25 protein-coding genes and 1 tRNA gene are annotated in these 25864 nt (G+C 60.2%); 17 read left to right on the top strand and 9 right to left on the bottom strand.

Annotation, left to right across the window (positions count from 1 at the left end):
* Positions 1-2: 2 nt before the first annotated feature.
* The 3 genes from pyrE to clpA all read left to right on the top strand — a co-directional run bounded on the left by pyrE (position 3) and on the right by clpA (position 3417).
* Complete coding sequence (gene pyrE / locus IPK09_10110; GenBank protein ID MBK7983968.1) at positions 3-662, top strand: orotate phosphoribosyltransferase; 660 nt, start codon at positions 3-5, stop codon at positions 660-662.
* A gap of 143 nt (positions 663-805) precedes the next feature.
* Positions 806-1132: an ATP-dependent Clp protease adapter ClpS gene (gene clpS / locus IPK09_10105; GenBank protein MBK7983967.1), complete on the top strand. Its 327-nt coding sequence runs from the start codon at positions 806-808 to the stop codon at positions 1130-1132.
* A 35-nt stretch (positions 1133-1167) separates the two neighbouring features.
* A complete protein-coding gene (clpA, locus tag IPK09_10100) occupies positions 1168-3417 on the top strand; it encodes an ATP-dependent Clp protease ATP-binding subunit ClpA (protein MBK7983966.1) in 2250 nt (749 codons plus the stop codon).
* A gap of 87 nt (positions 3418-3504) precedes the next feature.
* Here clpA and infA read toward each other — a convergent pair whose 3' ends face one another.
* Entirely contained in the window at positions 3505-3723 is a 219-nt protein-coding gene (gene infA / locus IPK09_10095; GenBank protein ID MBK7983965.1) for a translation initiation factor IF-1, read from the bottom strand.
* A gap of 99 nt (positions 3724-3822) precedes the next feature.
* Here infA and IPK09_10090 point away from each other — a divergent pair, with 99 nt between their 5' ends.
* Genes IPK09_10090 through IPK09_10075 form a run of 4 tightly spaced genes read left to right on the top strand, consistent with a single transcriptional unit; the run spans position 3823 to position 5907 of the window.
* A complete protein-coding gene (locus tag IPK09_10090; protein ID MBK7983964.1) occupies positions 3823-4290 on the top strand; it encodes a flavodoxin family protein in 468 nt (155 codons plus the stop codon).
* Positions 4291-4337: 47 nt separating this feature from the next.
* Positions 4338-5081 (top strand): monofunctional biosynthetic peptidoglycan transglycosylase, encoded by a 744-nt coding sequence (mtgA, locus tag IPK09_10085; GenBank protein ID MBK7983963.1) that lies wholly within the window; start codon positions 4338-4340, stop codon positions 5079-5081.
* Entirely contained in the window at positions 5060-5341 is a 282-nt protein-coding gene (locus IPK09_10080; GenBank protein MBK7983962.1) for a SelT/SelW/SelH family protein, read from the top strand. The genes mtgA and IPK09_10080 overlap by 22 nt, the downstream gene beginning before the upstream one ends.
* A 50-nt stretch (positions 5342-5391) precedes the next feature.
* The gene (locus IPK09_10075) at positions 5392-5907 is read left to right on the top strand and encodes a disulfide bond formation protein B (protein ID MBK7983961.1); all 516 of its coding nucleotides are present in this window, start codon (positions 5392-5394) and stop codon (positions 5905-5907) included.
* Positions 5908-5933: 26 nt separating this feature from the next.
* Here the strand turns inward: IPK09_10075 and hemL are convergent, their stop codons facing one another.
* Genes hemL through IPK09_10060 form a run of 3 tightly spaced genes read right to left on the bottom strand, consistent with a single transcriptional unit; the run spans position 5934 to position 8733 of the window.
* Entirely contained in the window at positions 5934-7220 is a 1287-nt protein-coding gene (gene hemL / locus IPK09_10070; protein ID MBK7983960.1) for a glutamate-1-semialdehyde 2,1-aminomutase, read from the bottom strand.
* Positions 7221-7222: 2 nt separating this feature from the next.
* Entirely contained in the window at positions 7223-7849 is a 627-nt protein-coding gene (locus IPK09_10065; GenBank protein MBK7983959.1) for a thiamine phosphate synthase, read from the bottom strand.
* Positions 7846-8733, bottom strand: a complete 888-nt coding sequence (locus IPK09_10060; protein MBK7983958.1) for a hydroxymethylpyrimidine/phosphomethylpyrimidine kinase — start codon at positions 8731-8733, stop codon at positions 7846-7848. The genes IPK09_10065 and IPK09_10060 overlap by 4 nt, the downstream gene beginning before the upstream one ends.
* 87 nt (positions 8734-8820) lie before the next feature.
* On the opposite strand from IPK09_10060, the gene IPK09_10055 reads away from it, so the two are divergent.
* Both IPK09_10055 and IPK09_10050 read left to right on the top strand, forming a co-directional pair.
* Positions 8821-8985: a rubredoxin gene (locus tag IPK09_10055; protein ID MBK7983957.1), complete on the top strand. Its 165-nt coding sequence runs from the start codon at positions 8821-8823 to the stop codon at positions 8983-8985.
* A 13-nt stretch (positions 8986-8998) separates the two neighbouring features.
* Positions 8999-9520, top strand: a complete 522-nt coding sequence (locus tag IPK09_10050; protein MBK7983956.1) for an O-acetyl-ADP-ribose deacetylase — start codon at positions 8999-9001, stop codon at positions 9518-9520.
* 53 nt (positions 9521-9573) lie between these two features.
* On the opposite strand, the gene IPK09_10045 is transcribed toward IPK09_10050, so the two are convergent.
* Positions 9574-11616, bottom strand: a complete 2043-nt coding sequence (locus tag IPK09_10045; GenBank protein ID MBK7983955.1) for an elongation factor G — start codon at positions 11614-11616, stop codon at positions 9574-9576.
* 295 nt (positions 11617-11911) lie between these two features.
* On the opposite strand from IPK09_10045, the gene IPK09_10040 reads away from it, so the two are divergent.
* Positions 11912-12961 carry a transglycosylase SLT domain-containing protein gene (locus tag IPK09_10040; protein MBK7983954.1) on the top strand — a complete coding sequence of 350 codons (1050 nt, stop codon included), beginning with the start codon at positions 11912-11914 and terminating at the stop codon, positions 12959-12961.
* 9 nt (positions 12962-12970) lie between these two features.
* Here IPK09_10040 and IPK09_10035 read toward each other — a convergent pair whose 3' ends face one another.
* Positions 12971-13735, bottom strand: a complete 765-nt coding sequence (locus IPK09_10035; protein ID MBK7983953.1) for a class I SAM-dependent methyltransferase — start codon at positions 13733-13735, stop codon at positions 12971-12973.
* A gap of 110 nt (positions 13736-13845) precedes the next feature.
* The gene (locus IPK09_10030; GenBank protein MBK7983952.1) at positions 13846-14196 is read right to left on the bottom strand and encodes a phasin family protein; all 351 of its coding nucleotides are present in this window, start codon (positions 14194-14196) and stop codon (positions 13846-13848) included.
* 384 nt (positions 14197-14580) lie between these two features.
* Between IPK09_10030 and IPK09_10025 the strand changes: the two genes are divergently transcribed.
* On the top strand, positions 14581-15867 hold the full coding sequence (locus IPK09_10025) for a citrate synthase (protein ID MBK7983951.1): 1287 nt from the start codon (positions 14581-14583) through the stop codon (positions 15865-15867).
* A gap of 103 nt (positions 15868-15970) precedes the next feature.
* Here the strand turns inward: IPK09_10025 and IPK09_10020 are convergent, their stop codons facing one another.
* Together IPK09_10020 and trmB are read right to left on the bottom strand one after the other, a co-directional pair.
* A complete protein-coding gene (locus IPK09_10020) occupies positions 15971-18055 on the bottom strand; it encodes a D-alanyl-D-alanine carboxypeptidase (protein MBK7983950.1) in 2085 nt (694 codons plus the stop codon).
* 328 nt (positions 18056-18383) lie between these two features.
* A complete protein-coding gene (trmB, locus tag IPK09_10015; protein ID MBK7983949.1) occupies positions 18384-19097 on the bottom strand; it encodes a tRNA (guanosine(46)-N7)-methyltransferase TrmB in 714 nt (237 codons plus the stop codon).
* Positions 19098-19329: 232 nt separating this feature from the next.
* Here trmB and IPK09_10010 point away from each other — a divergent pair, with 232 nt between their 5' ends.
* From IPK09_10010 to greA, 6 genes are all read left to right on the top strand, one after another.
* Entirely contained in the window at positions 19330-19662 is a 333-nt protein-coding gene (locus tag IPK09_10010) for an H-NS histone family protein (protein ID MBK7983948.1), read from the top strand.
* A gap of 126 nt (positions 19663-19788) precedes the next feature.
* Positions 19789-19862, top strand: a tRNA-Gly gene (locus tag IPK09_10005).
* Between the two features lie 131 nt (positions 19863-19993).
* A complete protein-coding gene (gene dapB, locus IPK09_10000) occupies positions 19994-20797 on the top strand; it encodes a 4-hydroxy-tetrahydrodipicolinate reductase (GenBank protein ID MBK7983947.1) in 804 nt (267 codons plus the stop codon).
* A gap of 155 nt (positions 20798-20952) precedes the next feature.
* Positions 20953-22095: a glutamine-hydrolyzing carbamoyl-phosphate synthase small subunit gene (carA, locus tag IPK09_09995; protein MBK7983946.1), complete on the top strand. Its 1143-nt coding sequence runs from the start codon at positions 20953-20955 to the stop codon at positions 22093-22095.
* A gap of 49 nt (positions 22096-22144) precedes the next feature.
* Positions 22145-25369, top strand: a complete 3225-nt coding sequence (gene carB / locus IPK09_09990; GenBank protein ID MBK7983945.1) for a carbamoyl-phosphate synthase large subunit — start codon at positions 22145-22147, stop codon at positions 25367-25369.
* Complete coding sequence (gene greA, locus IPK09_09985) at positions 25366-25845, top strand: transcription elongation factor GreA (GenBank protein MBK7983944.1); 480 nt, start codon at positions 25366-25368, stop codon at positions 25843-25845. The genes carB and greA overlap by 4 nt, the downstream gene beginning before the upstream one ends.
* The last annotated feature ends 19 nt before the right edge of the window (positions 25846-25864 follow it).

Below are 25864 nucleotides of genomic sequence, written 5' to 3'. Positions count from 1 at the left end.
CCATGCGAGACTATCAGCGGGACTTTCTCGATTTCGCCATCGGCCGGGGCGTGCTGCGCTTTGGCGAATTTACCCTGAAATCCGGGCGGATCAGCCCCTATTTTTTCAACGCCGGCGCGTTCGCCAGCGGCGCGGCGCTGGCGCGGTTGGGTCGGTACTACGCCGCCGCCATCGCCGCTGCCGACTTGCAATTCGACACCTTGTTCGGTCCGGCCTACAAAGGCATTCCGCTGGTGTCGGCGGTCGCCATCGCGCTGGCCGAACAGCACGGCCGCGACCTGCCTTGGTGCTTCAACCGCAAGGAAGCTAAGGATCACGGTGAAGGCGGAACGCTCGTCGGCGCGCCGTTGCAGGGTCGAGTGCTGATCGTGGATGATGTCATCACCGCCGGCACCGCCATCCGCGAAACGATGGATATTTTAAACGCTCACCAGGCTATTCCGGCGGGTGTTTTGATCGCGTTGGACCGGCAAGAGCGCGGCCAGGGCGAGCTGTCGGCGGTGCAGGAAGTCGAGCGCGCCCACGGCATCGCGGTAACCAGTATCGTCAGCCTGAACGACGTGGTGGTTTATCTGGCCGAACGGCCGAATCATGCGACCTACCTGAAAACGATGCGCGATTATCAGGTACGTTACGGGTCTGCGCATCGCCCGGATTTTTAAATGCGAAAGGCCCTTGAGGAAACTTATAGGCCGCGTATTATCTAAATGTCAGTCCATGACAACCGTCGGCACAGGGGTTCTTGTGCCGCCGTCAGGCGCCCGAATATCATTCATTCGTCATCAGCAAAAGCAATACGAGCGGCATGAGTCAGGAACGGTCCTCATCTTCCCATCCAGATCGCGGCCTCGTGGTGGAACCGGCCAAGCCCAAGCTGAAGCAGCCGCGACTGTACAAGGTGGTTTTGCTGAATGACGACTATACTCCGATGGATTTCGTGGTGCAGATTCTGGAGAATTTTTTCGCAATGAACCGGGAGAAAGCGACCCAAATCATGTTGCACGTTCATACTCGTGGTCGAGGGGTGTGCGGGGTCTATACTCATGATATTGCGGAAACTAAGGTAGCGCAGGTGAACGAGTTCTCCCGCCGGCACCAGCATCCGTTGTTATGTACCCTAGAAGAGGCTTGAATCCCATCACCCCAGCGCGATTCGAGGTGTGAGTTATGTTAAGCAAGGATCTGGAATTTTCCATCAATCTTGCTTTCCGCGAGGCGCGAGATCGGCGCCATGAGTTCATGACCGTGGAGCATTTGTTGTTGGCGCTGCTGGACAATCCGGCGGCTTCCGAAGTATTGCGGGCGTGCGGCGCCCATCTGGACAAGCTGAAACGTGACTTGCAGACCTTCATCCGCGACAACACCCCGGTGCTGAGCTCCGATGACCCGCGCGAGACCCAACCGACGCTGGGGTTCCAACGCGTGCTGCAACGTGCGGTGCTGCACGTGCAATCCTCCGGCAACAAGGAAGTGACCGGCGCCAACGTGCTGGTGGCGATCTTCGGGGAGCAGGAATCGCAGGCGGTGTATCTGTTGAAGCAGCAGGAAATCAGCCGGTTGGACGTGGTGAATTTTATCTCCCACGGCATTTCGAAAAATTCCGACGAACAGGATTCCGCCGCGCCGCAAAGCGAGGAGAACACCGAAAACCAGAATGCCAAGCCGCTGGAAAACTTTGCCTCCAACCTCAATGAAATGGCCCGGCAAGGCCGCATCGATCCCTTGATCGGTCGCCGTGAGGAGGTCGAGCGCACCGTGCAGATCCTGTGCCGGCGGCGCAAGAACAATCCGCTGTTCGTCGGCGAGGCCGGAGTCGGCAAGACCGCCATCGCCGAGGGGCTGGCCAAGATGATCGTGGATGGCGAAGTGCCGGACGTGCTGCGCAACGCCACTATTTATGCGCTGGATTTAGGTTCCCTGGTGGCGGGCACCAAATATCGTGGCGATTTTGAAAAGCGGCTGAAATCGGTGTTGGCGCAACTGCGCAAGGAGCGGAATGCGGTCCTGTTCATCGACGAGATTCATACCATCATCGGCGCCGGCGCGGCTTCCGGCGGGGTAATGGATGCCTCCAACCTGATCAAGCCGATGCTGGCCTCGGGCGATCTGAAATGCATCGGCTCGACCACCTATCAAGAATATCGCGGCATCTTCGAGAAAGACCGGGCGCTGGCCCGGCGCTTCCAGAAAATCGACGTGTCCGAGCCGTCCATCGAGGAAACTTATCAGATTTTGCGCGGCCTCAAGACCCGGTTCGAGGAGCACCACGACGTCAAGTATGCCGATAAGGCGTTGCGGGCGGCGGTGGAGCTGTCGGCGCGCTATATCAACGACCGCCATCTGCCCGATAAGGCCATCGATGTGATCGACGAAGCCGGTGCCAGCCAGCGGTTGCTGCCGGTCGCCAAGCGTAAGAAAGTGATCAACGTGATCGATGTCGAAACCATCATCGCCAAGATCGCCCGCATTCCGCCCAAGACGGTCTCATCCTCGGACAAGGACGTGCTGCGTAATTTGGAGCGGGATCTCAAATTGGTGGTGTTCGGTCAGGACGAGGCCATCGACATGCTGGCCAACGCCATCAAGATGGCGCGCGCCGGCTTGGGCAACGAACAGAAGCCGATCGGCTCTTTCCTGTTCGCCGGCCCGACCGGGGTCGGCAAGACCGAGGTTACCCGCCAGCTCGCCCGGATCATGGGCATCGAGCTGATTCGTTTCGATATGTCCGAATACATGGAACGGCACACCGTCTCGCGGTTGATCGGCGCGCCGCCCGGCTACGTCGGTTTCGATCAGGGCGGCCTGATGACCGACGCCATTCTCAAGCACCCGCACGCGGTGTTGCTGTTGGACGAGGTCGAAAAGGCGCATCCCGATGTATTCAACCTACTGTTGCAGGTGATGGACCACGGCACCCTGACCGACAACAACGGCCGCAAGGCGGATTTTCGCAACGTCATCGTCGTCATGACCACCAACGCCGGCGCCGAGCAAATGGACCGGCCCTCGATCGGTTTTACGATGCAGGATCACAGCACGGACGGCATGGAAGCGATCAAACGGCTGTTCTCGCCGGAGTTCCGCAACCGGCTGGACGCCATCGTCCAATTCAAAGGCTTGACGCCGGTCACCATCGCGCAAGTGGTCGACAAATTCTTGATCGAACTGGAAGCTCAGTTGGAATCCAAGAAAGTCACCGTGGAAGTGGATCGGGCGGGGCGGGCTTGGCTGGCCGATCACGGTTACGATCCCAAGATGGGCGCGCGGCCGATGGCGCGGATCATTCAGGAAAACATCAAGCGGAAGCTGGCCGAGGAATTGCTGTTTGGCCGGCTGGTGAACGGCGGTCATGTCGCCGTCACCGTGCGCGATGGCGACCTGCAAGTGGAAATTGCCGAAGAAGAAGCGGTGCCGTAGGTCGAAACGCGGCTGCAGGCGGCAACCCGGCGCAAGGAAGGATTGATGGCTGGCGTTTCAGGGGGGAAGCAGGCGATGGCGGAGCGTTCAACGCCCGCGATAGGTGATGCGCCCCTTGCTCAAATCATAAGGGGTCAGTTCCACCTTGACCTTGTCGCCGGTCAGGATGCGGATGTAGTGCTTGCGCATCCGGCCGGAAATATGCGCCGTAACCACATGACCGTTTTCCAATTTTACCCTGAACATGGTGTTAGGCAGGGTATCGACTACGGTGCCTTCCATTTCGATATGGTCTTCTTTCGACATACTACCTCGCTGATCAACCGTTCTTAGCTATTGTAAAAGACCCGCAACCATAGCGGAAATTCCGTGGCGCGGCAAGTACATGACCGGAAGGATGCTGTCGTGACCGAACCGCGCAAACACCTGCTGATCGTTTACCATTCCCAGACCGGCCATACCCGAACCATGGCCAGGGCAGTGCTGCGCGGCGCGCGGCGGGTGGTTGAGGTCGAAACGCGACTGAAAATGGCGTTGCGGGCCGGTCTGGACGATCTGTTGTGGGCGCACGGCTTGTTGCTGGGTACGCCGGAGAATTTCGGCTATATGTCCGGGGCGCTGAAAAATTTTTTGGATCGCACCTATTATCCGGCGCAGGACCGGATCAGCGGCCTGCCGTATGCCGTGTTCATCAGCGCCGGCAATGATGGCGCTGGCGCCCTGAGCGGCATTGAGCGCATCGCGCGCGGCTACCCGCTAAAACCGGTCTGCGATCCGATCATCGCCCGCGGCGAGCTGAACGCCGCTATTTTGCAGTCTTGCGAGGACTTGGGCGAAACCATGGCTTCAGGGGTGGCGTGGGGGGTCTTTTGAGGAAACGGCGGTGGAGGTGGCCACTCCGTTTCAACGCCGCCCGACGGCTGCCCGCGGCCACACCGAGCCGAGGGGTCCGGCTCTGGCGCGGGTTCTGGCGCGGGTTGGCGGGCTTTGTGGCGGCTTCGATGCTGCTGGTTCTGACGTTGCGCTGGTTGCCGTTGCCGACATCGAGTGTGATCGTCCAAAACGGAATCAAGGCGTTGTGGGCGGGGCAGGGCGGTGCGGTCCGCTACGATTGGACACCGTGGACGGCGATCTCGCCCTATGCCGCGCTGGCGGTGATCGCCGGTGAAGACCAACGGTTTCCCGCGCATTACGGTTTCGACCTCGTGGAAATTCAGGAGGCGCTGGACGATCGGGAAGAAGGCCGACCGTTGCGCGGCGCCAGCACCATCAGCCAGCAGGTGGCCAAAAATCTGTTTCTCTGGTCGGGGCGCAGTTTCATCCGCAAGGGCTTGGAAGCCTGGTTCACCGTGCTGTTGGAGCTGCTTTGGCCCAAGCAACGGATTTTGGAAGTTTATTTGAATATCGCCGAGTTCGGGGATTACACCTTCGGGGTGGAAGCGGCCAGCCGGCGTTTTTTCAACAAGCCAGCGGCGCGCTTGACGGCGGGCGAGGCCGTGCGGCTGGCGGCGGTGTTGCCCAATCCAATGCGTTATCGGGTGGATAAGCCTTCCGCTTACGTGGTAAAACGCCAGCGGTGGATCGAGCGGCAAATGGAGCAATTGGGTGGGGTGGCCTATCTCGACAAGCTGAGGGCGCAAGCATGGAACCAAAACCGCGAGTGAGCATCACCTATTGCACGCAATGCCGGTGGCTGTTGCGCGCCGCATGGCTGGCGCAAGAACTGCTGACCACCTTCGAGGATGAGCTGGGGGAAGTGGCGCTGCGGCCCGGTACGGGCGGCGTTTTCGAGATCCGGCTGGCGGACGAGCGCGTGATCTGGTCGCGCAAGCAGGAAGGGCGCTTTCCCGAGGCCAAGGAAGTCAAGCAGCGGCTCCGCGATTTGATCGCGCCGGAGCGGTCATTGGGTCATTCGGATCGCTGAATCTTCAACATTCAAAGGCTGATGGGATGATCATGCAGGATTCTTCAGTAATGGACCCCGCTGCCGGAAGTGTTGGCGGGTTGTCCCGGCGCCGGCTGAATGCGTTGGGTTTTCTGATCTGCGCGCTCGCCTTGGGCTATGCCTATTACGCGCAATACGGTCAGGGTATCGCGCCTTGTCCGCTGTGTATTTTGCAGCGGCTGGCGTTGCTGGCGGTCGGATTGGCGTTGCTGGCGGCGGCGGTTCACAACCCGCGCGATACAGGCGCGAAGGTTTATGGCGTTTTGATCGACCTCGCGGCGACCGTCGGTATGGCGATTGCGGCCCGCCATGTGTGGCTGCAACAGTTGCCGCCAGACCAAGCGCCGCGCTGCGGACCGACCTTGGAGTATATGCTGCGAACCTTTCCGCTCGGTGAGACCCTGCGGGAAGTGCTGACCGGTTCCGGCGAATGTGCCAAGGTCGATTGGGCCTTGCTGGGAATAAGTATGCCGGTGTGGAATTTACTGCTGTTTATCAGCCTGGGCACGATCGGTTTGTTGGGTAACTGGCGGTTGCGGCGCTGAATCCCGCTAAACCGGTTGGGCTGGTCTTAGATGCGCGCGAAAACCCGGCGGGCGGCGCTGAGAGTGGCGTCAATATCAGCGCCGGTATGGGCCGAGGACAAAAATCCCGCCTCGAAAGCGGATGGCGCCAAGTAAACACCTTCCGCGAGCATCCCGTGAAAAAACGCCTTGAACCGTCCGACATCGCAGGCGACCGCTTGTGCGTAGCGGGTAACCGGCTCTTGCGTGAAAAACACCCCAAACATGCCGCCGACCGCATTCGCCGTCAGTGGCACCCCCGCTTCACGAGCGGCGGCGACCAGTCCATCGCACAGTTGTCGGGTTGTGGCCGACAGACGGTCGTGGAAGCCGGGCGCGGCGATCAAGTCCAGCGTCGCCAACCCCGCCGCCATCGCCACCGGATTGCCCGACAGCGTGCCGGCTTGATAGATCGGCCCAAGCGGCGCCAGTTTTTCCATGATCGCCCGCCGGCCGCCGAACGCGCCGACCGGCATCCCGCCGCCGATGATCTTGCCGAGCGTGGTCAGATCGGGCTTGACGCCATAGAGCGCCTGCGCGCCGCCCGGCGCAACCCTAAAGCCGGTCATCACCTCATCGAAAATCAGCACGCTGCCATAACGGTCACAAAGCTCGCGCAAGCCCGCCAGAAAGCCGGGCGCGGGCGGAATGCAGTTCATGTTGCCGGCGACCGGCTCGACGATGACGCCCGCGATTTCCGCCCCGATCTGCTCGAAGACTGCCGCAACCTGTGACAAGTCGTTGTAATCCAAGGTGACGGTGTAAGCAGCCAGCGCTTCCGGCACGCCGGGCGAAGTCGGCACGCCCAGAGTCAGCGCGCCGGACCCCGCCTTGATCAGCAGCGAATCGGAATGGCCGTGATAACAGCCCTCGAATTTGATCAGGGTGTTGCGGGAACTGAAGCCGCGCGCCAGCCGGATGGCGCTCATGGTGGCTTCGGTGCCGGAATTGCACATCCGCACCAGCTCCATGGATGGTACTAATGCTTGAATGGTGCGCGCCATTACGGTCTCGATAGCGGTAGGCGCGCCGAAACTCAGGCCGTCGGCGGCCGCTGCCTGAACGGCGCCAACCACGGCGGGATGCGCGTGGCCGGCAATCATCGGCCCCCAGGAGCCCACATAATCGATGTAACGGCGATCGTCCTCATCGTACAGATAGGCGCCCGCGCCGCGTTTGAAAAAAATAGGTGTCCCGCCGACGCCGCGAAAGGCCCGGACTGGCGAATTGACACCGCCGGGAATATAGCGCTGCGCGTCGTCGAACAAGGTTTTAGAACGGCTCATGGCGGTCATCCTCACGTGAAAAGCGCGGCGAAGCGGCGAGCCGCGTCCTGGATGTCAGGCTGGGCGAATACCGCGCTGATCACCGCTAAGGCGTCAGCGCCGGCTTCCAGCAGTGCGGGCGCGTTGTCGAGCGTGATGCCGCCGATGGCGACGACGGGTACCTTCAAGCTGACTTTGGCTTCTCGCAGCAGGCCGAGGGGGGCGCGAATTTCGTCGGGTTTGGTGGGCGATGGGAAAAACGCGCCGAACGCCACATAATCCGCGCCGGCCCGTTCGGCGTCCAGCGCCAGAGTCAGGCGGTCGTAACAGGATATCCCGATCAGCGCGGTTTCGCCCAAGCGCGCGCGGGCCGTTGCAAAAGCAGGATCATCTCGGCCGATGTGAACGCCCGCCGCGCCGACTTGAGCGGCCAGTTCCACATCGTCATTGACGATCAATGGGATCTGATGGCGCCGGCATAGCTGGTTCAAGCCATGCGCTTGGGCCAGCCGCCGACCGCCGTCTTCGCTTTTGTCGCGATATTGAACCCAGCGCGCGCCGCCCACTATCGCTTGCTCGACCGCCGCGAGCAGCCGCTCGTCGGGCAGCAACACGGCATCGGTGATCGCGTAAAGCCCTCGGCAGACTGGTTTCTTCATGAACGATCTCCGCGAGAGGTGGCCCAAAACAGGCGGTTGGGCAACCATTGTCCGCCGCCCGTTTTATAACCGGCCTCCAGCGACCGCCACGTATAATTCTGCGCTTTAAGGAGGGCGGAAAGCGGGGTGCTTGAGTGCGGTTCGTGGCCTTGTGCGAGCAAAGCCGCGATGGCGGCGGCCAAGGTGCAGCCGGAACCGTGGTAGCTATCCGGCAGGCGCGGCCAGCGAAAGGTGTCCAGCAGCCGATTATTGCCATAGAGGTTGTTGATGACCTCATCGCTCGGTTCGTGTCCGCCAGTGATCAGGACATATTGACAGCCGCGCGCCAGCAAGGCCATGGCGCAGGCGTTCAGCGTATCGGCTTCGGGGGCCAGCCGACGCGCCTCGATGCTGTTGGGAGTGAGGACAGTGGTCAACGGCAGCAGCAGGGTTTGAATGGCGGCGACCAGATCCTTGTCGGCCAGTTCGGTGCCGCCGCCCGCCGCCAGCACCGGATCGAGCACCACAGGGATCTTGGGATAGGCGCTCAAGAGCGTATGAAGGGCGGCGGCATTCTCCGCGCTACCGATCACGCCGATCTTGAAGGCCGCAACCGGCATATCATTCAGGATCGCGTTCGCTTGGGCCAGTACCAGCTTGGCATCGACCGGCAGTAGCGCCTTGACATTATGGGTATCCTGTACGGTCAGGGCCGTGACCACGGGCGCGGGGTGGCAGCCTAAACTGACGAGCGTTTCGATATCGGCACAGAGGCCAGCACCGCCGCTGGGGTCGTTCCCCGCCAGCGTCATGACCACCGGAATAGAGGCCGGGTTTACAGGGATCAAGCCGGAACTCCTGAGTCGGGGGATTGATTGCGTAGCAGGCTGAATTCTAACAAACATCACGGGTTTTTCGGGATTCATCGGCGTGGGACAATACCGTTTGCGCAAGCTGCCAACAAACCACTGTAATCGGAAATTACGAATGATATGAAGAAATATATGTGTTTGATTTGTGGATTTATTTATGATGAGGAGAAAGGTTGGCCCGAGGATGGCATTCCGCCGGGGACCTCTTGGGACGAAGTGCCGCTGACGTGGACCTGCCCGGAATGCGGCGCGACCAAGGATGATTTCGAGATGGTCGAGATTTAACCGGAGCACCGACATGACGGCGGACGCTGAGCGAATCAAGCTGGTTTCGGACGACATTACCCAGTTGCGAGTGGATGCCATCGTCAACGCCGCCAACCGTTCGTTGCTGGGTGGCGGCGGTGTGGATGGAGCCATCCATCGCGCCGCCGGCCCGGAACTGCTGGCCGAGTGCCGGGCCCTGCAAGGTTGTGAGACCGGTCAGGCCAAGATCACGCGCGGTTACCGCTTGCCGGCGCGTTACGTCATTCACACGGTCGGTCCGATCTGGGGGGGCGGGGACCGAGGCGAACCGGAATTGCTGGCGTCTTGCTATCGCAACAGCCTTGAACTCGCCATGGAAAACGGCGTGCGCACCCTCGCGTTTCCCGCCATCAGTTGCGGCGTGTACGGCTATCCGCTCGCGGCGGCGGCGCGGATCGCGCTGCGGGAAGTCCGCAAGTTCCTGGCCGGCAACGAGCAACTTGAGACGGTCTATCTGGTGTGTTTTGGCGCGGAGGTGCGGGAGGCTTACCAGCAGGCGCTGCGGGAAGTGTGATCGAGCGATCTTGCAAGGCGCAAGCCGGGATGAACCGGCCCGCGCCCGAACGATCAGTTTTCCTGCTGTTTCTTGTGGGCGGCTTGCAGCTTTTGCTGGATGTCGCCCGGCACCGGATCGTAATGGCTGAGTTCGATGTTGTACGAACCGTGGCCGCCGGTCATGGATTTCAATTGCGACTCGTAACCTTCCAGCTCGGCCAACGGTACTTGGGCGTTGATGATGCTCATGCCGCGCGGGCCGGCGTCGGTGCCGGCGATGCGGCCGCGCCGGCTGGACAAATCGCCGGTGATCGCGCCGACGCTGTCGGCCGGAGTGCGCACTTGCAGGTTGACGATGGGTTCCAGCACCAGCGGTTTGGCTTTGCTGACCGCATCCAGGAACGCCTCGCGTCCGGCGGTGATGAAGGCGATTTCCTTGGAGTCGACCGGATGGTACTTGCCATCGTAGGCGATGGCGCGTACGTCCTGCATCGGATAGCCGGCAATGGCGCCTTCCTGCAAGGCTTCGCGCACGCCTTTCTCCACGGCGGGCAAGAACGAGGTGGGGATGGTGCCGCCCACGACGGCGCTGACGAACTCGAAGCCGGCATCGCGCGGCAGCGGCTCGATGCGCATGTACACCTCGCCAAACTGGCCAGCTCCGCCCGTTTGTTTCTTGTGGCGGTGATGGCCTTCGGCGTTCTGGCTCACGGTTTCCTTATAGGCGATCTTGGGCGGCTTGGTTTCGACTTGCAAGTTGTAGCGTTGCTGCATCTTTTCCAGGGTGATGCGCAGATGCAGGTCGCTCAAGCCCCGTAGGACGGTTTCCTTGGTATGGGCGTTGTGCTCCAGCGCCAGACAAGGATCTTCTTCCAGCAGCTTGTGCACGGTATCCGATAGTTTTTGCTCGTCGCCGCGGGTGGCGGCGCGGATGGCCAGACCGAACAGCGGCGTCGGAAAACGCAGTGGCTGTGGGTGGATTTGATCGTCGTCGTGGGAATCGTGCAACACCACGCTGCGATGGATGTCGTCTACCTTGGCCACGGCGCAAATATCGCCCGGTATGCCGGCCATGACTTCCGGGTGTTCCTTGCCGTGCAAGTGAAACAGGTGGCTGACCTTGAACGGCTTGCGGCCGTCGCCGATATACAACTGGTTGTCCTTGTTGAGCGTACCTTGATAGATTCGGAAGATGCCCAGTTTGCCGATGAACGGGTCGATGACCACTTTGAAGACATGCGCGATCACATGCTGTTGCGGGTCGGGCGCGGGATAGACCTGCTGCGTTTTTCCCTCGCCTTTCAAGAACGGTTCGGGAGTGCCCTCGGTCGGGTTGGGCAATAGCTTGACGAACACGTCCAATAGCTCTTTCACACCCGCCCCGGTGCGCGCCGAAACGAAACAAATCGGAATGAGGTGACCTTCGCGCAAGGCTTTTTCAAAGGGCGCGTGCAGCTGGTTGGGCTGGAGATCCTCGCCCTGATCCAGATAGAGCGCCATCAATTCCTCATCCATTTCCACCACTTGATCGATGAGAGCGGAATGAGCGTTGGCCACGCTGGAAAAATCGCTGTCGCCGACGGGGTTGAAGAAGCAATCGACCACTTCGGCGCCACCCTTGGCCGGCAGGTTGATCGGCAGGCATTCCTTGCCGAAGCTGTCTTGAATCTGGCTCACCAACCCGGCTAGATTGAGGTTTTCGGCATCGATTTTGTTGACGACGATCATCCGGCACTGCCCGCGCTCGCCGGCGCGTTCCATGATCCGTTGCGTGACGGATTCGATACCGGTTTGAGCGTTGATGACCACGGCCACCGTTTCGACCGCCGGCAATACGGCGATGGCTTGACCGAGAAAATCCGGAAAGCCGGGCGTATCGATCAGATTGATGTGGGCATCGTGATAGTCCAGATTGACCAGCGCCGAGTCCAGCGAGTGTTGGTGCGCTTTTTCTTGGGGGTCGAAATCGCAGACCGTATTCCCCTTCTCAACAGCGCCGGGAGCGGGGAGTTTGCCGGCGTGGTGCAAAATGGATTCCACCAGCGTGGTTTTTCCAGCCGCGCCATGCCCGGCTAGAGCAATGTTGCGGATGGACTCGGTGGTGTAGCTGACCATCATGGCCTCCTGTCGGATCGGGTTCAGGCAATAGCGAATAAGGTGCTTGGGTCTTAATAGTGAAGTAAAAAGTCTACAGGAACGGTCGAGGTTTCTCAGCGGACCTCATCATTTTTTTGCAATGATCGCGATTTATAGCTTAAAACGCGCGCCGGCGCGAAGGCGGGCTGGCAAGACTTTTGCTAAGAGTTATGGATGGAATTTCAGACAAAAAGCGCTTAGCATGGGTAAAACTATGAATCACGTCTGCCGGATGAGGGACTTGATGAAGTTACATTATTTTCTTGTGGTTGGCATGGCGGGCCTCTACGGCACTGCCGTACATAGCGCCGCTTCAGGCCCGGATTGGCTCAGACTGATCAAGGGAGCGCCGATGGCTCAGACCGAATGGGCGGCGCGCTACGAGCACGGCGAAGGCGTCGCCCAGGATTACGGCCGCGCGATGCAACTCTACTGCGCGGCGGCGCGGCGCGGCCACGCGCCCGCGCAATATCAACTGGGCTGGATGTTCGCCAACGGCCGCGGCGTGACCCGCGATGATGCGCAAGCAGCCGCTTGGTTTCGGCTGGCGGCGTCGAAGGGCGATGCTCCGGCGCAACGGATGCTGGCGCGGTTAGGAGGTCTGGCCAAAACCAAGCGAGCAATCTGCGCTGAACCGGTCGATCCGACCCGCCGGCCGCCACCGCCCTTGCAGCTCGCCGCCGTCCGACGCGGCCCCCCGTCGCCGAAACGGGCGCAGGTCGAGGCGATGGTGACGCGCCTGGCGCCGAATTATGGCTTGCAACCGTCCTTGGTACTGGCGGTGATCGAGGCGGAATCCGGCTTCAACGCGCAAGCGCGTTCGGACAAGGAGGCCCAGGGTTTGATGCAATTGATCCCCAAAACCGCCCAGCGCTTCGGCGTGCAGGACCCCTATGACCCGGTGCAAAACCTGCACGGCGGCATGGCCTATTTACGGTGGTTGTTGGCTTATTTTCGCGGCGATGTCCGTCTGACGCTGGCCGGCTATAACGCGGGAGAAGGGGCGGTGGTGCGTTACGGCGGAGTTCCCCCCTATGCCGAAACACGCGCCTATGTCGAGAAGATCACCCGCGCCTACGGCCAACTGTCGCATCCGCCGGTAGCGCCCGTGGCCCGACCCGCATCGTTGACACGGGTTCCGTTTGCGGCTTCCGCGCTGCCGGTAAGCCCGCCGCTGTGGGCATCCCGCTGGGTCGATTCGACGGGAAATAGCGGCCAAAACTCCGTGGTCAGACAGTTTGGTGGTGCTGCGGTAGTGCTTCCAAATCCGCTTTCTGGCCCAGTAGCAGCCCCCAGAGAGGCTTTACCTCAAGCAGTACGGTAAAAAGCTTTGTCAAACCCGCGCGTTTCCTGACGAGGGCTTGGTGAGGTAGATGTCGAAGCGGGTGTTTGGCGCGCTGGTTTGAAAATCCGGCGTCGGACCTGACAGGGTTGGAGCCCAACGGGGTCTTTTTACCACGACCCGCCGGCGGGCGCAGGCCAGCGCGGTAGCCAGCAGGCTGGAAGCGTCTTGGTCGTCACCGACCAGCGCCCGCAGCAAGCGCATCTCCTTTTTGACCAGCGCCGTTTTCTGGCGATGCGGATACATCGGGTCCAAATAAACCACGTCAGGGCGCTGTTCCGCCGAAAGCTTCGGTAAGTAATCCCGGCTATCCGCTCCGATCAGATGCAGCCGTTGCCGAACCCAAGGCCCGATCTCCTGATCGCGCGCGGCGCGCGCTAGCCCATCGCGCAACAACGCCGCAATGATCGGCGACCGCTCCAGCAAATAGACGGTGCAACCCAGACTGGCCAAGACAAAGGCATCGCGCCCCAGGCCGGCCGTGGCGTCGATGACAGTGGGGACGGTGTTAGCCTTGAGTCCGACCGCCCTGGCCAGCGGCTGGCCGCGCCCGCCGCCGAAGCGGCGCCGGTGGGCGGCTTGCCCCAGAACGAAATCGGCATAGATGGGCCCGGAACCGCCGCGTGTCAGCTCTCGTAGCTCCAGCCGATCAAGAGTCAAACAAAGACCGTGCGTACAGCCGGCGGTATCGTTGGCGGCGCTGGCCAGCGGTAGCCCCAGCTCGGTGGCTAAGATGGCGGAGGGGTGTTCGAGCAAGGGAGATTCGGCGAAAACCCCGACGGAGATGGGTTGGTGCAACTCGCGCTCAACGGTGTTGATTACCCAAGGACCCGCAACGGTGGAGGATCGGCATTGAGGTCTTGAGGTCAGGCGGCCTTGGGTAGTAGGTCATCTAGCACGGTTATTGCGAGATCATCCATTTCGGCCGCAAACCAGCTAGCGATGCCCGAGATGGCTCTGGTGTCGCTCAACAGCTTTTGCCGGACGGTTTCGGCGATCCCCGTTTGGCGCTGGCAAAAATCCTGCAAGCTGGCGATATCGGTGATTTCGGCGGCGGCTTTCAACTGGTTGAGGCTGATCTTCAGATAGGAGTTTAAGGCGCTCATCTGAAAAACCACCAGTTTTTCGGTATTTGTCGCTGCCGCTCGATTAAGTCTGACCAAGGGTTCCGCCAGGATTCGAGAAACTTCCAGTAGTTTAAGTAGCGTTGCGATCACGGTGCTCCCCTTGAAATTGCTGCAATGCAATATACAGCAATGATTGCTGCATCGCAACATTCATGGTCCGTCACTGCGGCTCATCCAGGAGGCGAGGTATCCGGCCGATCCTCCCCTTCAACAGCGCCGTGGCGGTGAGGCTACCCCCGGTGCCTTGAGGGCGGTTGCCTGCGACCCTGATGCGCTGGGTGACCGGCCGGCAAAATGTGGCCTGTTCCAAGAATATTTTGCAGTGCAATAGCTTCTGTTAAAATCCTAATTCCCCATATTGAAAAAATGGTTTAGAGCGCTTAACAGCTGTTGGAGCGGGCTCGTTCGACCAAAATCTCGCTAGCGCGCTGCTGGCTCGCCCTGATTCACCGGCCGACCTTTGAGGTACTAACTATGACAACGATCACCTTTAAAGATGAAGTCACTGGAAAAACGGTGCAAATGCCGGTTTTGGAACCGATTTATGGCTCTCCCGTGGTCGATATCGGCCGGCTGGCTAAAGAGTTCGGTTATTTCACCTACGATCCCGGCTTCATGTCGACGGCCAGCTGTCAGAGCACCATTACTTACCTGGATGGCGACAAGGGCGAGCTGCTATATCGCGGTTATCCCATCGAGCAACTGGCCGAGAAATGCAATTTTCTGGAAGTCTGTTATTTGCTGCTCTACGGGGATTTGCCCAGCGCTGAAAAAAAACAGGTTTTCGAGACCAGCATCACCCGCCATAACCGCATCCGTGAAAATCTTCGCCGCTTTTTTCACGGTTTCAACTATGACGCCCATCCCATGGCGATGATGACGGCCGTGGTTAGTTCGCTGTCTGCGTTCTTTCACGACCGGCTCGACATTCAGGATTATGAAGACCGGATGGTGACCGCCCGCCGGCTGATCGCCAAGATGCCGACCATCGCCGCCGCCTGCTACAAACACAGTATCGGCGATCCTTCGATTTATCCGCGCGACGATCTGAGCTACACCGGTAATTTGCTGTACATGATGTTTAGCTTGCCCGGCAAGCGTTACGAGATAAACCCGGTCGCGGAGCGGGCTCTGGATGTGCTGTTCACCCTACATGCCGATCACGAGCAGAATGCCTCCACCTCGACAGTCCGGTTGGCCGGTTCTTCCGGCACCAATCCTTATGCGGCGATCGCCGCGGGCATCGCCTGCCTGTGGGGTCCAGCGCACGGCGGCGCCAACGAGGCGGTGATTCGCATGTTGGATGAAATCGGTCAAGTATCGAATATCGACGGCTTCATCGCTAAGGTCAAGGACAAGAACAGCGGCGTGCGCCTGATGGGCTTCGGTCACCGTGTTTACAAGAATTTCGATCCGCGCGCGCGAATCATCAAGGACATCTGCCATGAAGTGCTGGCAAGCTTCGGGCACGATCCACGCCTCGATTTGGCCATGCGCTTGGAAGAAATCGCCCTGAGCGATCCGTATTTCATCGAGCGCAAGCTGTATCCCAACGTGGATTTTTACTCAGGCATCATCTACAGCGCGCTGAAGATTCCGGTCGAGATGTATACCGTGATGTTCGCCATCGCGCGGGCCGCTGGCTGGATCAGCCACTGGATCGAGATGATCACTGAAAAAGACCAGAAAATCGGTCGCCCGCGCCAGCTTTATGTCGGTGAAACCCGGCGTGATGTGCCGCTGTTGCGCGAGCGTGCCTAAGGAAGGGCGAGACTCTGGTTGGCCGGTGGGAGTGCGATGAAAAGGGCGATTCAACGGAATCGCCCTTTTTTTCAAAGTGTGAGCAGGATCGGCTGAATAAAGATTAGATCCGCCGCTTGACGCCTTTTTGCGGAAGCTTGGGGCTGGTCGGTTCGACTCGCGCAATGACCTTGGGGGCTGCCGCGCGTTTATCCGATTTTACGAGGATGGGAGCCACCGGTTTATTGGGCGCGGCCGTTTTGCTGTCCTTGAGGGCGGGGGTTCCCGCCCCGTTGGCTTTGGTTTTGCCAGCTGCCAGCGGAGCCTTTAAGGTGGAGGAGCGGCTGTCGGCAGGGCCTTTTTCTTTGCCGGTCGCGATGATCGGTTTGGTCGAGCCTATCGCCCTACCTGGAGCCGCCGCCAGTTTGATGGGGCTGGCTGGACTGCTGGAAACGGCCGGTTTGATGGGGCTGGCTGGCTTGCCGGCGGCAAGCTTGCTGGGATTGGAGGCTGGTTTACCGGGAGCCGCCGCTTTCGATGAGGCTAGCCGGGCTTTCAGTTTGGTGCGACTGGGAGCGTGGTCGTCTTCGGTCGATGCCTGACGCATGATGGCCGGGCGGTCGAGAATCGGTGTGGTGGCGACAGGCTCACGTTGGAGCTTGGTGGGTTCCGGTTTATCGTCCTCAGCCGACCATCGAATCATGGCGATGCGCTCTGAGTTCGGAGCGTTGGTCGTGGCCGGCGGGCGTCGCAATGAGCTCAGCTCCGCTTCATCCTCTTTAGCCGTCGATTGAGCCATAACCTCGCGTTTTGGAGGTGGAGGCGTGGCAGCGGCGAGCGCGGGCCGGACCTTGATCGGCTCCAGTTCATCGTCCTCAGCCGCCGCTTGCGCCTTGGGCGTAGGCTTAGGCGGTGGAGCGGAGGTGGCAGTCGCGGCGACGGTGGGCCGGGCCTTGATCGGCCCCAGCTCATCCTCCTCGGCCGCTGCTTGGGCCTTGGCCGTTGGTTTGGGAGGCGGCGTGGTGGCAGCGGCAACGAGAGCGGGTTTGGGCTTGATAGGCTCTAGCTCATCCTCTTCGGACGTCGCTTGGCTTCTGGTCAGCAAGGCTGAATTCGAAGATGGGACCGGCGCGCGTCGGCTTGTGGCGCGATTAGCCATTGCGGTGGGGGCCGCCCAGGTGCGATTAGATGTCGGGGCTGCTGCTGATAGGGTTCGTCCCATCAACGGTTCAGGCTCATCTTCCTCAAGCTCCGGTTGTAGCATGGCCAAGCGTTCCGCGTCAGGCGTGATGACGGGCGTGCGACGGACCATGATGGGCTGCGGCTCGGTCACGGGCTGCACCGGAGCGGGGGGCGCCAGGCCGTAGCGGGCAAATCCGTAGTCGAGCAAGGTATGGGCATCCTGCCACAAGGTTCCACTGCTGGGACTGCCCAACAGCGAAACGATCAGGCGGACACCGCCGCGATCGACTTCGCCGACGAAACAACGGCGCGCCTTGAGCGTAAAACCGGTCTTACCGCCGCGCGCGCCTTCGTAAGTGGCCAGCAACCGGTTGTGATTCATCACCGGCACCAGCCGCGAATCGTTGTAAGGGCCTTGCCCGGAATCGATGCGCAACACCGCGCTACGGGTGCGAACGATGTCGGTAAACATCGGATAATTCATGGCGTGGCGGAAAATCAGCGCCAAATCATAGGCTGTAGAATAATGATCCTCGTCGGGCAGGCCATGCGGGTTCATGAAGTGGCTATTGCGCGCGCCGAGGCTCCAAGCCTTGCTGTTCATCAAGCTGGCAAAGCCATAAACTGAACCACCGGCGGCTTCAGCCAGGGTTTCGGCGGCGTCATTACCCGACTTCAGCATCAAGCCGTACAGCAAATCATGGGTCGAGGCCATCTCGCCGGCGTGCAAGCCAATGCGGCTAGGCACGGTGCTGGCGGCTTGCGCGCTGGCCTGCACCCGAGCATTCGGGTCGAGATGCTCCATGGCGACCAGCGCGGTCAGTACCTTGGTGGTGCTGGCGGGCGGCAAGCGCAGATGAGGCTCTTTGGCGAACAGGATTTCGCCCGTGTTGGCATTCATCAGCACGACGGCTCGGGCGGCGACCTCAGGCCCTCCAAACGTGCCCCAGCCTTCCTGGGCCAGTACGGAGTCCATCGCCAGCAATCCCAAGGCTGCGCCCAGTATCCAGGAGCGCGGCTCCCACATGCGGGCTTTTCCAAAAAAAATTCCAAAAACATCTGCTTAACCTCGTCGCCGACTGAAATTCGGGCTTGCTTATCCCGCTTTACTAGAGATAAAAACCCGGCCATTCTACTTGCTTGATGCGATAGTCATTAATTTTGGACAAAAACTTGCTAATCGGCCAGCGTTCTTTATAGAAAAAAGTTTGCGTTGACCGTTTGTCGTGCTAATGGCCGCCCGCACGCCTGTCGAGCGCCGACAGGGAGCGGCAAATAGCCGGGTGCCGGCAGCCGTATTTAAAAGAGCTTGGCAAGCCCACGCTATTCTTTGCCGCCGAGCGATCATTTTTTGATCATTGGCTGGACTTTGCAAACAGTATTTCCCACACAGGATGTCCCAAGCTTTTAGCACGCTGTTCGAATTTCGTTGAAAGTCGATAAGGCGGATTCGGGATAAATTCACTATCGGCTGCCATGTTTTTCAATTCAGGGACGGCCGTCAGGATTTTCAAGGCGGCGCGCGCGTAGCTTTCGCAGTCAGTGGCGATATGCAGCATTCCAGCGGCTTTGAGCTTACCAGCCAATAAGGAAGCGAACGCCGGCTGGATAAGGCGGCGCTTGTGATGGCGGAGTTTGGGCCAGGGGTCAGGAAAGAAAATTTGGACGCGGTCCAAACAAGACTCCGGCAAATATCGCTCCAGTATTTCCACGGCGTCGAAACAAATAACTTTTAGATTGCGCAATTCCAGTTCGGCGGCGCGCAGCAACAAGTGTCCGGCCCCCGGACGATACACTTCTATCCCGAGGAAATCCATCTCGGGATTGGCGGCGCAGGTAGTGGCTAAGGATTCGCCATCACCAAAACCGATTTCCAATACCAGTGAGGCGTGGCGGCCAAACAGTTTCGCCGGCTCGATAGGGGATAAAGAAATCTCTATACCGAAACGCTCCCATAATTGGTGAAAGGCTCGTTGTTGGGCGCTGGTAATGCGCCCCTCGCGCCGCACAAAGCTTTTGATGCGGTGCAGCGGATGGTCGGCGGTCTTGAGATTATTATATAAAATCATGATTTATATTTAATTTAATTAAAAGTAGGCGTGTTTTTCAGTAGGGTTAAGGGTACTGTGCGGTGTGGCTATTGCTATTATCAGGGATCGTTTTACGATAGGTGGCGAATTTATCGAGTCGAAAGATGCGCGAAGCAATTGCGAACGCAAAAACAAATGCCCTACAATAGTCTGGTGAAAGCATTCACGCACATTGCAAACTACACACATTAACAACGGCAAAAGTAAAATCATGAGCAATTCTATCGAAGATATCATTAAATCCTCTTCCATCGAAGATCTTCAGTCTCTGATCAGGAGAGCTGAAGAGGAGATTAAGTACAAGAAGATTGATGAAATAGAGGCGATCCGTAACGAATGGCTGGCCAAAGCTAACCAGCTTGGGATGCAGCCGGAAGAAATCTTGCAATATGCCGGCCGCAAGCGGAAATCCACCGGCAAGCCCAAGTACCGTAACCCCGCCGATCCCCAACAAACCTGGACGGGCCATGGCAAAAAACCGGGCTGGCTCAAACAAGCGCTTGAGAATGGGGCAAATCAAGAAACGTTCCGCATCCCTGAATAGCGTTTTTCTGGATTTTCTGACCATGCTTTGCTGTGGCAACCTTGCCACAGGCCTATTTTATCGTTAGGATACCGCTCCCGCCACTCTGTAATGAGTGGGTTGGATTAATGTGGACGGAACCCTATTGCGGGTGTAGTTCAATGGTAGAACCTCAGCTTCCCAAGCTGATGGCGTGGGTTCGATTCCCATCACCCGCTCCAATCTCCAGGGTTACGTCGCGGCGTGGCCCTTTCTTTATTGGGCGTTCCGAATTTTGCGTCGGAATGGCTGGGGGGTTCGCTCGACCTGAACGGGCGAGGCCCTCTGGCGATTCCCTGGGAGAGTATCCGGTATGATTCGTGTCGCGATCGCCGGCGCCGCCGGGCGCATGGGCCGCATTCTAGTCGATGCCTGCGCGCAAGCGGAAGGTGTTTGCTGCGCGGCCGCCTCAGAGCAGACGAACAGCCCCTTCATCGGAGCGGATGCCGGAGAAGTCGCGGGAATCGGTCGTTTGAACGTGGCGATCACCCCGGAGCTGGCATCGCTGGTTGATCGCTTTGATGTCTTGATCGATTTTACCCGACCGCCGGCGACGCTGGCCCATCTTGCATTCTGCAAGACAGCCGGCAAGGCTATGGCGATCGGCACGACCGGTTTTTCCGCCGACCAGAAAGCCGAGATCGCCGCCGCCGCCGAGCGCATTCCCATCGTTTTCGCGCCGAATATGAGCGTCGGGGTCAATCTCTGTTTCAAATTACTGGAACTGGCGGCGCGGGTATTGGATGATGGCGTGGATATCGAGATCGTCGAAGCCCATCACCGCCACAAGGTCGATGCGCCCTCGGGCACCGCGCTGGCGATGGGTCAAGTTGTAGCCAAAGCGCTCGGTCGAGATCTGGAGCAGTGCGCGGTTTATGCGCGGGAAGGGGTCACTGGCGAGCGGGCGCGTTCCACCATCGGTTTTGCGACGGTGCGCGCTGGCGATATCGTCGGCGAACACACCGTGCTGTTCGCCGATGTGGGCGAGCGCATCGAAATCACCCATCGCGCCTCCAGTCGGATGACCTTCGCCAAGGGCGCGGTGCGGGCCGCCGCCTGGCTCGCCGGCCGCGAACCCGGCCTGTTCGACATGCAGGATGTGCTCGGCTTGCGTTGAGATGCTTGGCCGCGCGGTGAGCGTCTCTACATGGCTAGAGCGGCACGGCGCGATTTGGTAGACTCGGAACCTCGTTAGACCCATCCTTTTGCATTGCGTCGAAGGAGCGGATTGCCACCGCTCCTTTCTTGTGCGCGTCTGTTTTGGAGGCTCCCTTGAGGAAACCCGCGCTTCTGGCTCTGGAAGACGGTAGTCTGTTCCGGGGCGAGTCCATCGGTGCCGATGGTCACGCCCAGGGTGAAGTCGTTTTCAATACCTCGATCACCGGTTATCAGGAAATCCTGACCGATCCTTCTTATTGTCGGCAGATCGTGACGCTGACCTATCCGCACATTGGCAACGTCGGCAGCAATCCGGGCGATGAGGAGGCGGCCCGCATTCATGCCAGCGGCTTGGTGGTGCGGGATTGTCCGCCGCTGGCGAGCAACTGGCGCAGCCGGCAACCCTTGGATCAATATCTGCGCGAGCGGGGAGTGATTGCGCTGGCCGGTATCGATACTCGCCGGCTGACCCGGTTATTGCGGGAAAAAGGCGCGCAAAACGGCTGCATCATGGCCGGTGACGCGCTCGATGGCGAACACGCATTGCGACAGGCTCGCGCGTTTTCCGGCCTGAAAGGGATGGATTTGGCGCAAGTGGTCAGCGCGGGCGAGCCTTACCACTGGAATGAAGGCGTTTGGCGTTTGGCGACGGATGGCTTCCCGATAACGCGCGAAGAACGCTATCACGTCGTCGTCTACGACTATGGCATCAAACGCAACATCTTGCGCGAGCTGGCGCGGCGCGGCTGCCGGCTCACCGTGGTTCCGGCCCAAACGCCGGCGCGCGAGGTTTTGAAGCTGAATCCTGACGGCGTGTTCCTTTCCAACGGCCCCGGCGATCCCGAACCCTGCGATTACGCCATCGCCGCAATCCGCGAGCTGTTGGACCAGGCGATCCCGATTTTCGGCATCTGTCTCGGCCATCAGTTGCTGGGGCTGGCCAGCGGGGCGCGCACCGTAAAGATGAAATTCGGCCACCACGGCGGCAACCATCCGGTGCAGGATCTGGACAGCGGGCAGGTCATGATCAGCAGCCAGAACCACGGTTTCGCAGTGGACGAAGCGACCTTGCCGGCGAATCTGCGCCCCACCCACCGATCCTTGTTCGACGGCTCGCTGCAAGGCATCGCCCGCACCGACCGACCGGCGTTCGGCTTTCAGGGGCATCCCGAGGCCAGTCCCGGCCCGCACGACGTGAAACCCTTGTTCGATCATTTCATCGCGTTGCTGGACGCGCGGGCCGCCGCGCGGTCTTGAGGTCGTTCGCTTCGCCCGCCGCTCGTGGTTTTTGCCTTCAGGACACATCATGCCCAAGCGCACCGATTTACACAGTATTCTGATCATCGGCGCCGGTCCCATCGTGATCGGCCAAGCCTGCGAGTTCGACTATTCCGGCGCGCAAGCCTGCAAGGCCTTGCGGGAGGAAGGCTATCGGGTGGTTCTGGTCAATTCCAACCCCGCCACCATCATGACCGACCCCAACATGGCCGGTGCGGTCTACATCGAGCCGATCCACTGGCGCACGGTGGCCCGGATCATCGCGCGCGAGCGTCCCGAAGCGCTGTTGCCGACCATGGGCGGCCAGACCGCGCTGAACTGCGCGCTGGATTTGGCGCGCCACGGAGTGCTGGCGCAATACGGGGTCGAGATGATCGGCGCTTCGCCCGACGCCATCGACATGGCCGAGGATCGGGACCGGTTTCGCAAGGCAATGCACGAGATCGGCCTGCAAACGCCGCGCTCGGTCATCGCTCACACTCTGGAAGAAGCGCTGAGTCGGCAGGGCGAAATCGGCTTTCCGACCATCATCCGGCCCTCGTTTACCCTGGGTGGCAGCGGCGGCGGTATCGCTTACAACCGCGAAGAACTAGTGGAGATCGTGGAGCGCGGTCTCGACTTGTCGCCGGTGAGCGAAATCCTGCTGGAGGAATCGGTGCTGGGTTGGAAGGAATTTGAGATGGAGGTGGTGCGGGACCGGGCCGACAACTGCATCATCGTCTGCTCCATCGAGAATCTCGACCCGATGGGCGTGCACACCGGCGATTCCATCACCGTCGCCCCCGCCCAGACCCTCACCGACAAGGAATATCAGATCATGCGCGACGCCTCCTTGGCGGTGCTGCGCAAGATCGGGGTCGATACCGGCGGCTCCAACGTCCAGTTTGCCATCAATCCCGCCGACGGGCGCATGGTGATCATCGAGATGAATCCGCGCGTGTCCCGCTCCTCGGCGCTGGCCTCCAAGGCCACCGGCTTTCCCATCGCCAAGGTGGCGGCCAAGCTGGCGGTCGGTTATACCCTTGATGAGTTGAAAAACGAGATCACCGGCGGGCGCACCCCGGCCTCGTTCGAGCCGAGCATCGACTACGTGGTGACCAAGGTGCCGCGCTTCAACTTCGAGAAATTCCCGCAGGCCGATCCGCGCTTGACCACCCAGATGAAATCGGTGGGTGAGGTCATGGCGATCGGTCGCACCTTTCAGGAATCGATTCACAAGGCGTTGCGCGGCCTGGAAATCGGCGCTGACGGTTTCAACGAAGTGCTTGACGCCAGCCATCCTGACCCCCATACGCTGCTCAAACAGGAACTGGGGGTGCCAGGTCCGCGCCGCATCTGGTTCGTCGCTGAAGCCTTCCGACTGGGTTATTCGGTCGCTGCCTTATACGAGCTGACCTGGATCGATCCCTGGTTTCTGGCCCAGATCGAGGAACTGGTGCGGGTTGCCGGCGAGGTTCGCTCCCAGGGCTCGACCGCCTTGCGGGATCGAGAACGGCTCTATTTTCTCAAGCGCAAAGGCTTTTCCGACAGCCGGTTGGCGACGCTGACCGGCGGCAACGAGACTGCGGTACGGCGGCTGCGCGATGAGTTGGACGTGCATCCGGTCTACAAACGGGTCGATTCCTGCGCCGCCGAATTCGCCACCGGCACCGCCTACTTGTATTCGACCTACGAGGAAGAATGCGAGGCCGAGCCGACCGAGCGGGCCAAGATCATGGTGTTGGGCGGCGGACCCAACCGCATCGGTCAGGGCATCGAATTCGATTACTGTTGCGTGCACGCCGCCCTGGCGCTGCGCGAGGACGGTTTTGAAACCATCATGATCAACTGCAACCCGGAGACGGTGTCCACCGATTTCGATACCTCCGACCGGCTGTATTTCGAGCCGCTGACGCTAGAGGACGTCCTGGAGATCGTGCGCAAGGAGCGGCCCCAGGGGGTGATCGTGCAGTACGGTGGCCAGACGCCGCTGAAGCTGGCCCGGCCGCTGGAAGCCGAAGGCGTGCCGATCGTCGGCACCAGCCCGGACGCCATCGACCGCGCCGAGGACCGGGAGCGTTTCCAGCAGATGATCGACCGGCTCGGCTTGCGCCAGCCGCCCAACCGGACCGCCCGCCAACCGGAGGAAGCGGTGCGGCTGGCGCGGGAAATCGGTTATCCGCTCGTGGTGCGGCCGTCCTACGTGCTGGGCGGTCGCGCCATGGAAATCGTTCACGCCGAAGAAGATTTGCTGCGCTATATGCGGGAAGCAGTGCAGGTTTCCAACGACTCGCCGGTATTGTTGGATCGCTTTCTCAACGATGCGGTCGAGGTGGATGTCGACGCCCTCAGCGACGGCCGCGAGGTGGTCATCGGCGGCATCATGGAGCACATCGAGGAGGCCGGCGTGCATTCCGGCGATTCCGCCTGTTCGTTGCCGCCCTTTTCATTAAGCCCCGCCGTGCAGGACCGGTTACGCGAACAAGTGCGAGCGATGGCGCTGGAATTGGGCGTGATCGGCTTGATGAACACCCAGTTCGCCATTCAGGGCGAGGATATTTACGTCCTGGAAGTCAATCCGCGCGCCTCCCGCACCGTGCCTTACGTGTCCAAAGCCACCGGCCGACCGCTGGCCAAGATCGCCGCTCGCTGCATGGTCGGTAAAAGCCTGGCCGAGCAACAGGTATCAGGCGAGGTGATTCCCGCCTATTATTCCGTGAAGGAAGCGGTGTTCCCCTTCGTCAAATTTCCCGGCGTCGATCCCTTGCTGGGACCGGAAATGAAATCCACCGGCGAGGTCATGGGCGTGGGGCGCAGCTTCGGCGAGGCCTTCGCCAAAGCGCAACTCGGCGCGGGCGACCAGTTGCCGCGCGGCGGGCGCGCCTTCATCAGCGTGCGCGATGCCGACAAGGCGAAGGTGGTGGAGGTGGCCCGTGAGTTGGAACGCCTCGGTTTTGCCTTGGTCGCCACCAAGGGTACGGCCGCTGCCTTGCGGGCGGGCGGCCTGCGCTGTGAGACCGTCCAGAAAGTAGCCGAGGGGCGGCCACACATCGTGGATATGATCAAGAACGAGCAGGTTCAGCTGATCGTCAATACCACCGAGGGCAAACAGGCCATCGCTGATTCTTTTTCCATTCGCCGCGAAGCGTTGATGCGCAAGATCAGTTATACCACCACCATCGCCGCCGCGCGCGCGACCTGTCAGGCCCTACGCGAGATCGATAACGAAAGCGTAAGCTGCCTTCAGGATTTGCACCGGGAATTGCACGCATGACGACTAGAGTACCGATGACCGCCTCCGGAGCCGCCCGATTGCGCGCGGAACTGCATGAGCTGAAAGCCGTGGCGCGACCGCGGATCACCGCCGCTATCGCTGAAGCGCGCAGCCACGGCGATTTGAAGGAAAACGCCGAATATCACGCCGCCCGCGAGCAGCAGAGTTTCACGGAAGGCCGCATTGCCGACATCGAAGCCAAGCTGGCCAACGCCCAGATCATCGACGTCACCACCTTGGCGCCATCGGATAAAGTGGTGTTCGGCTCGACTGTGGTGCTGAACGATGAGGACAGCGGGGAAGAAAGCCGCTATCAGATCGTCGGGGAGGATGAAGCCGACATCAAGGACGGCAAGATTTCTTTCGGCTCGCCCATCGCCCGCGCGCTGATCGGCAAACAGGTCGGCGATGTGGTTGACGTTAAAACCCCCGGCGGCCTCAAAAGTTACGAGATTGTCGGCGTACAATATCTATAATAAATATTTTCAATGATTT

The sequence above is a fragment of the Candidatus Competibacteraceae bacterium genome, assembly GCA_016713505.1.
GTDB lineage: Bacteria > Pseudomonadota > Gammaproteobacteria > Competibacterales > Competibacteraceae > Competibacter_A.
Note: the sequence above shows the minus strand (reverse complement) of the source record. Positions and strands in the feature narration are given on the sequence as shown.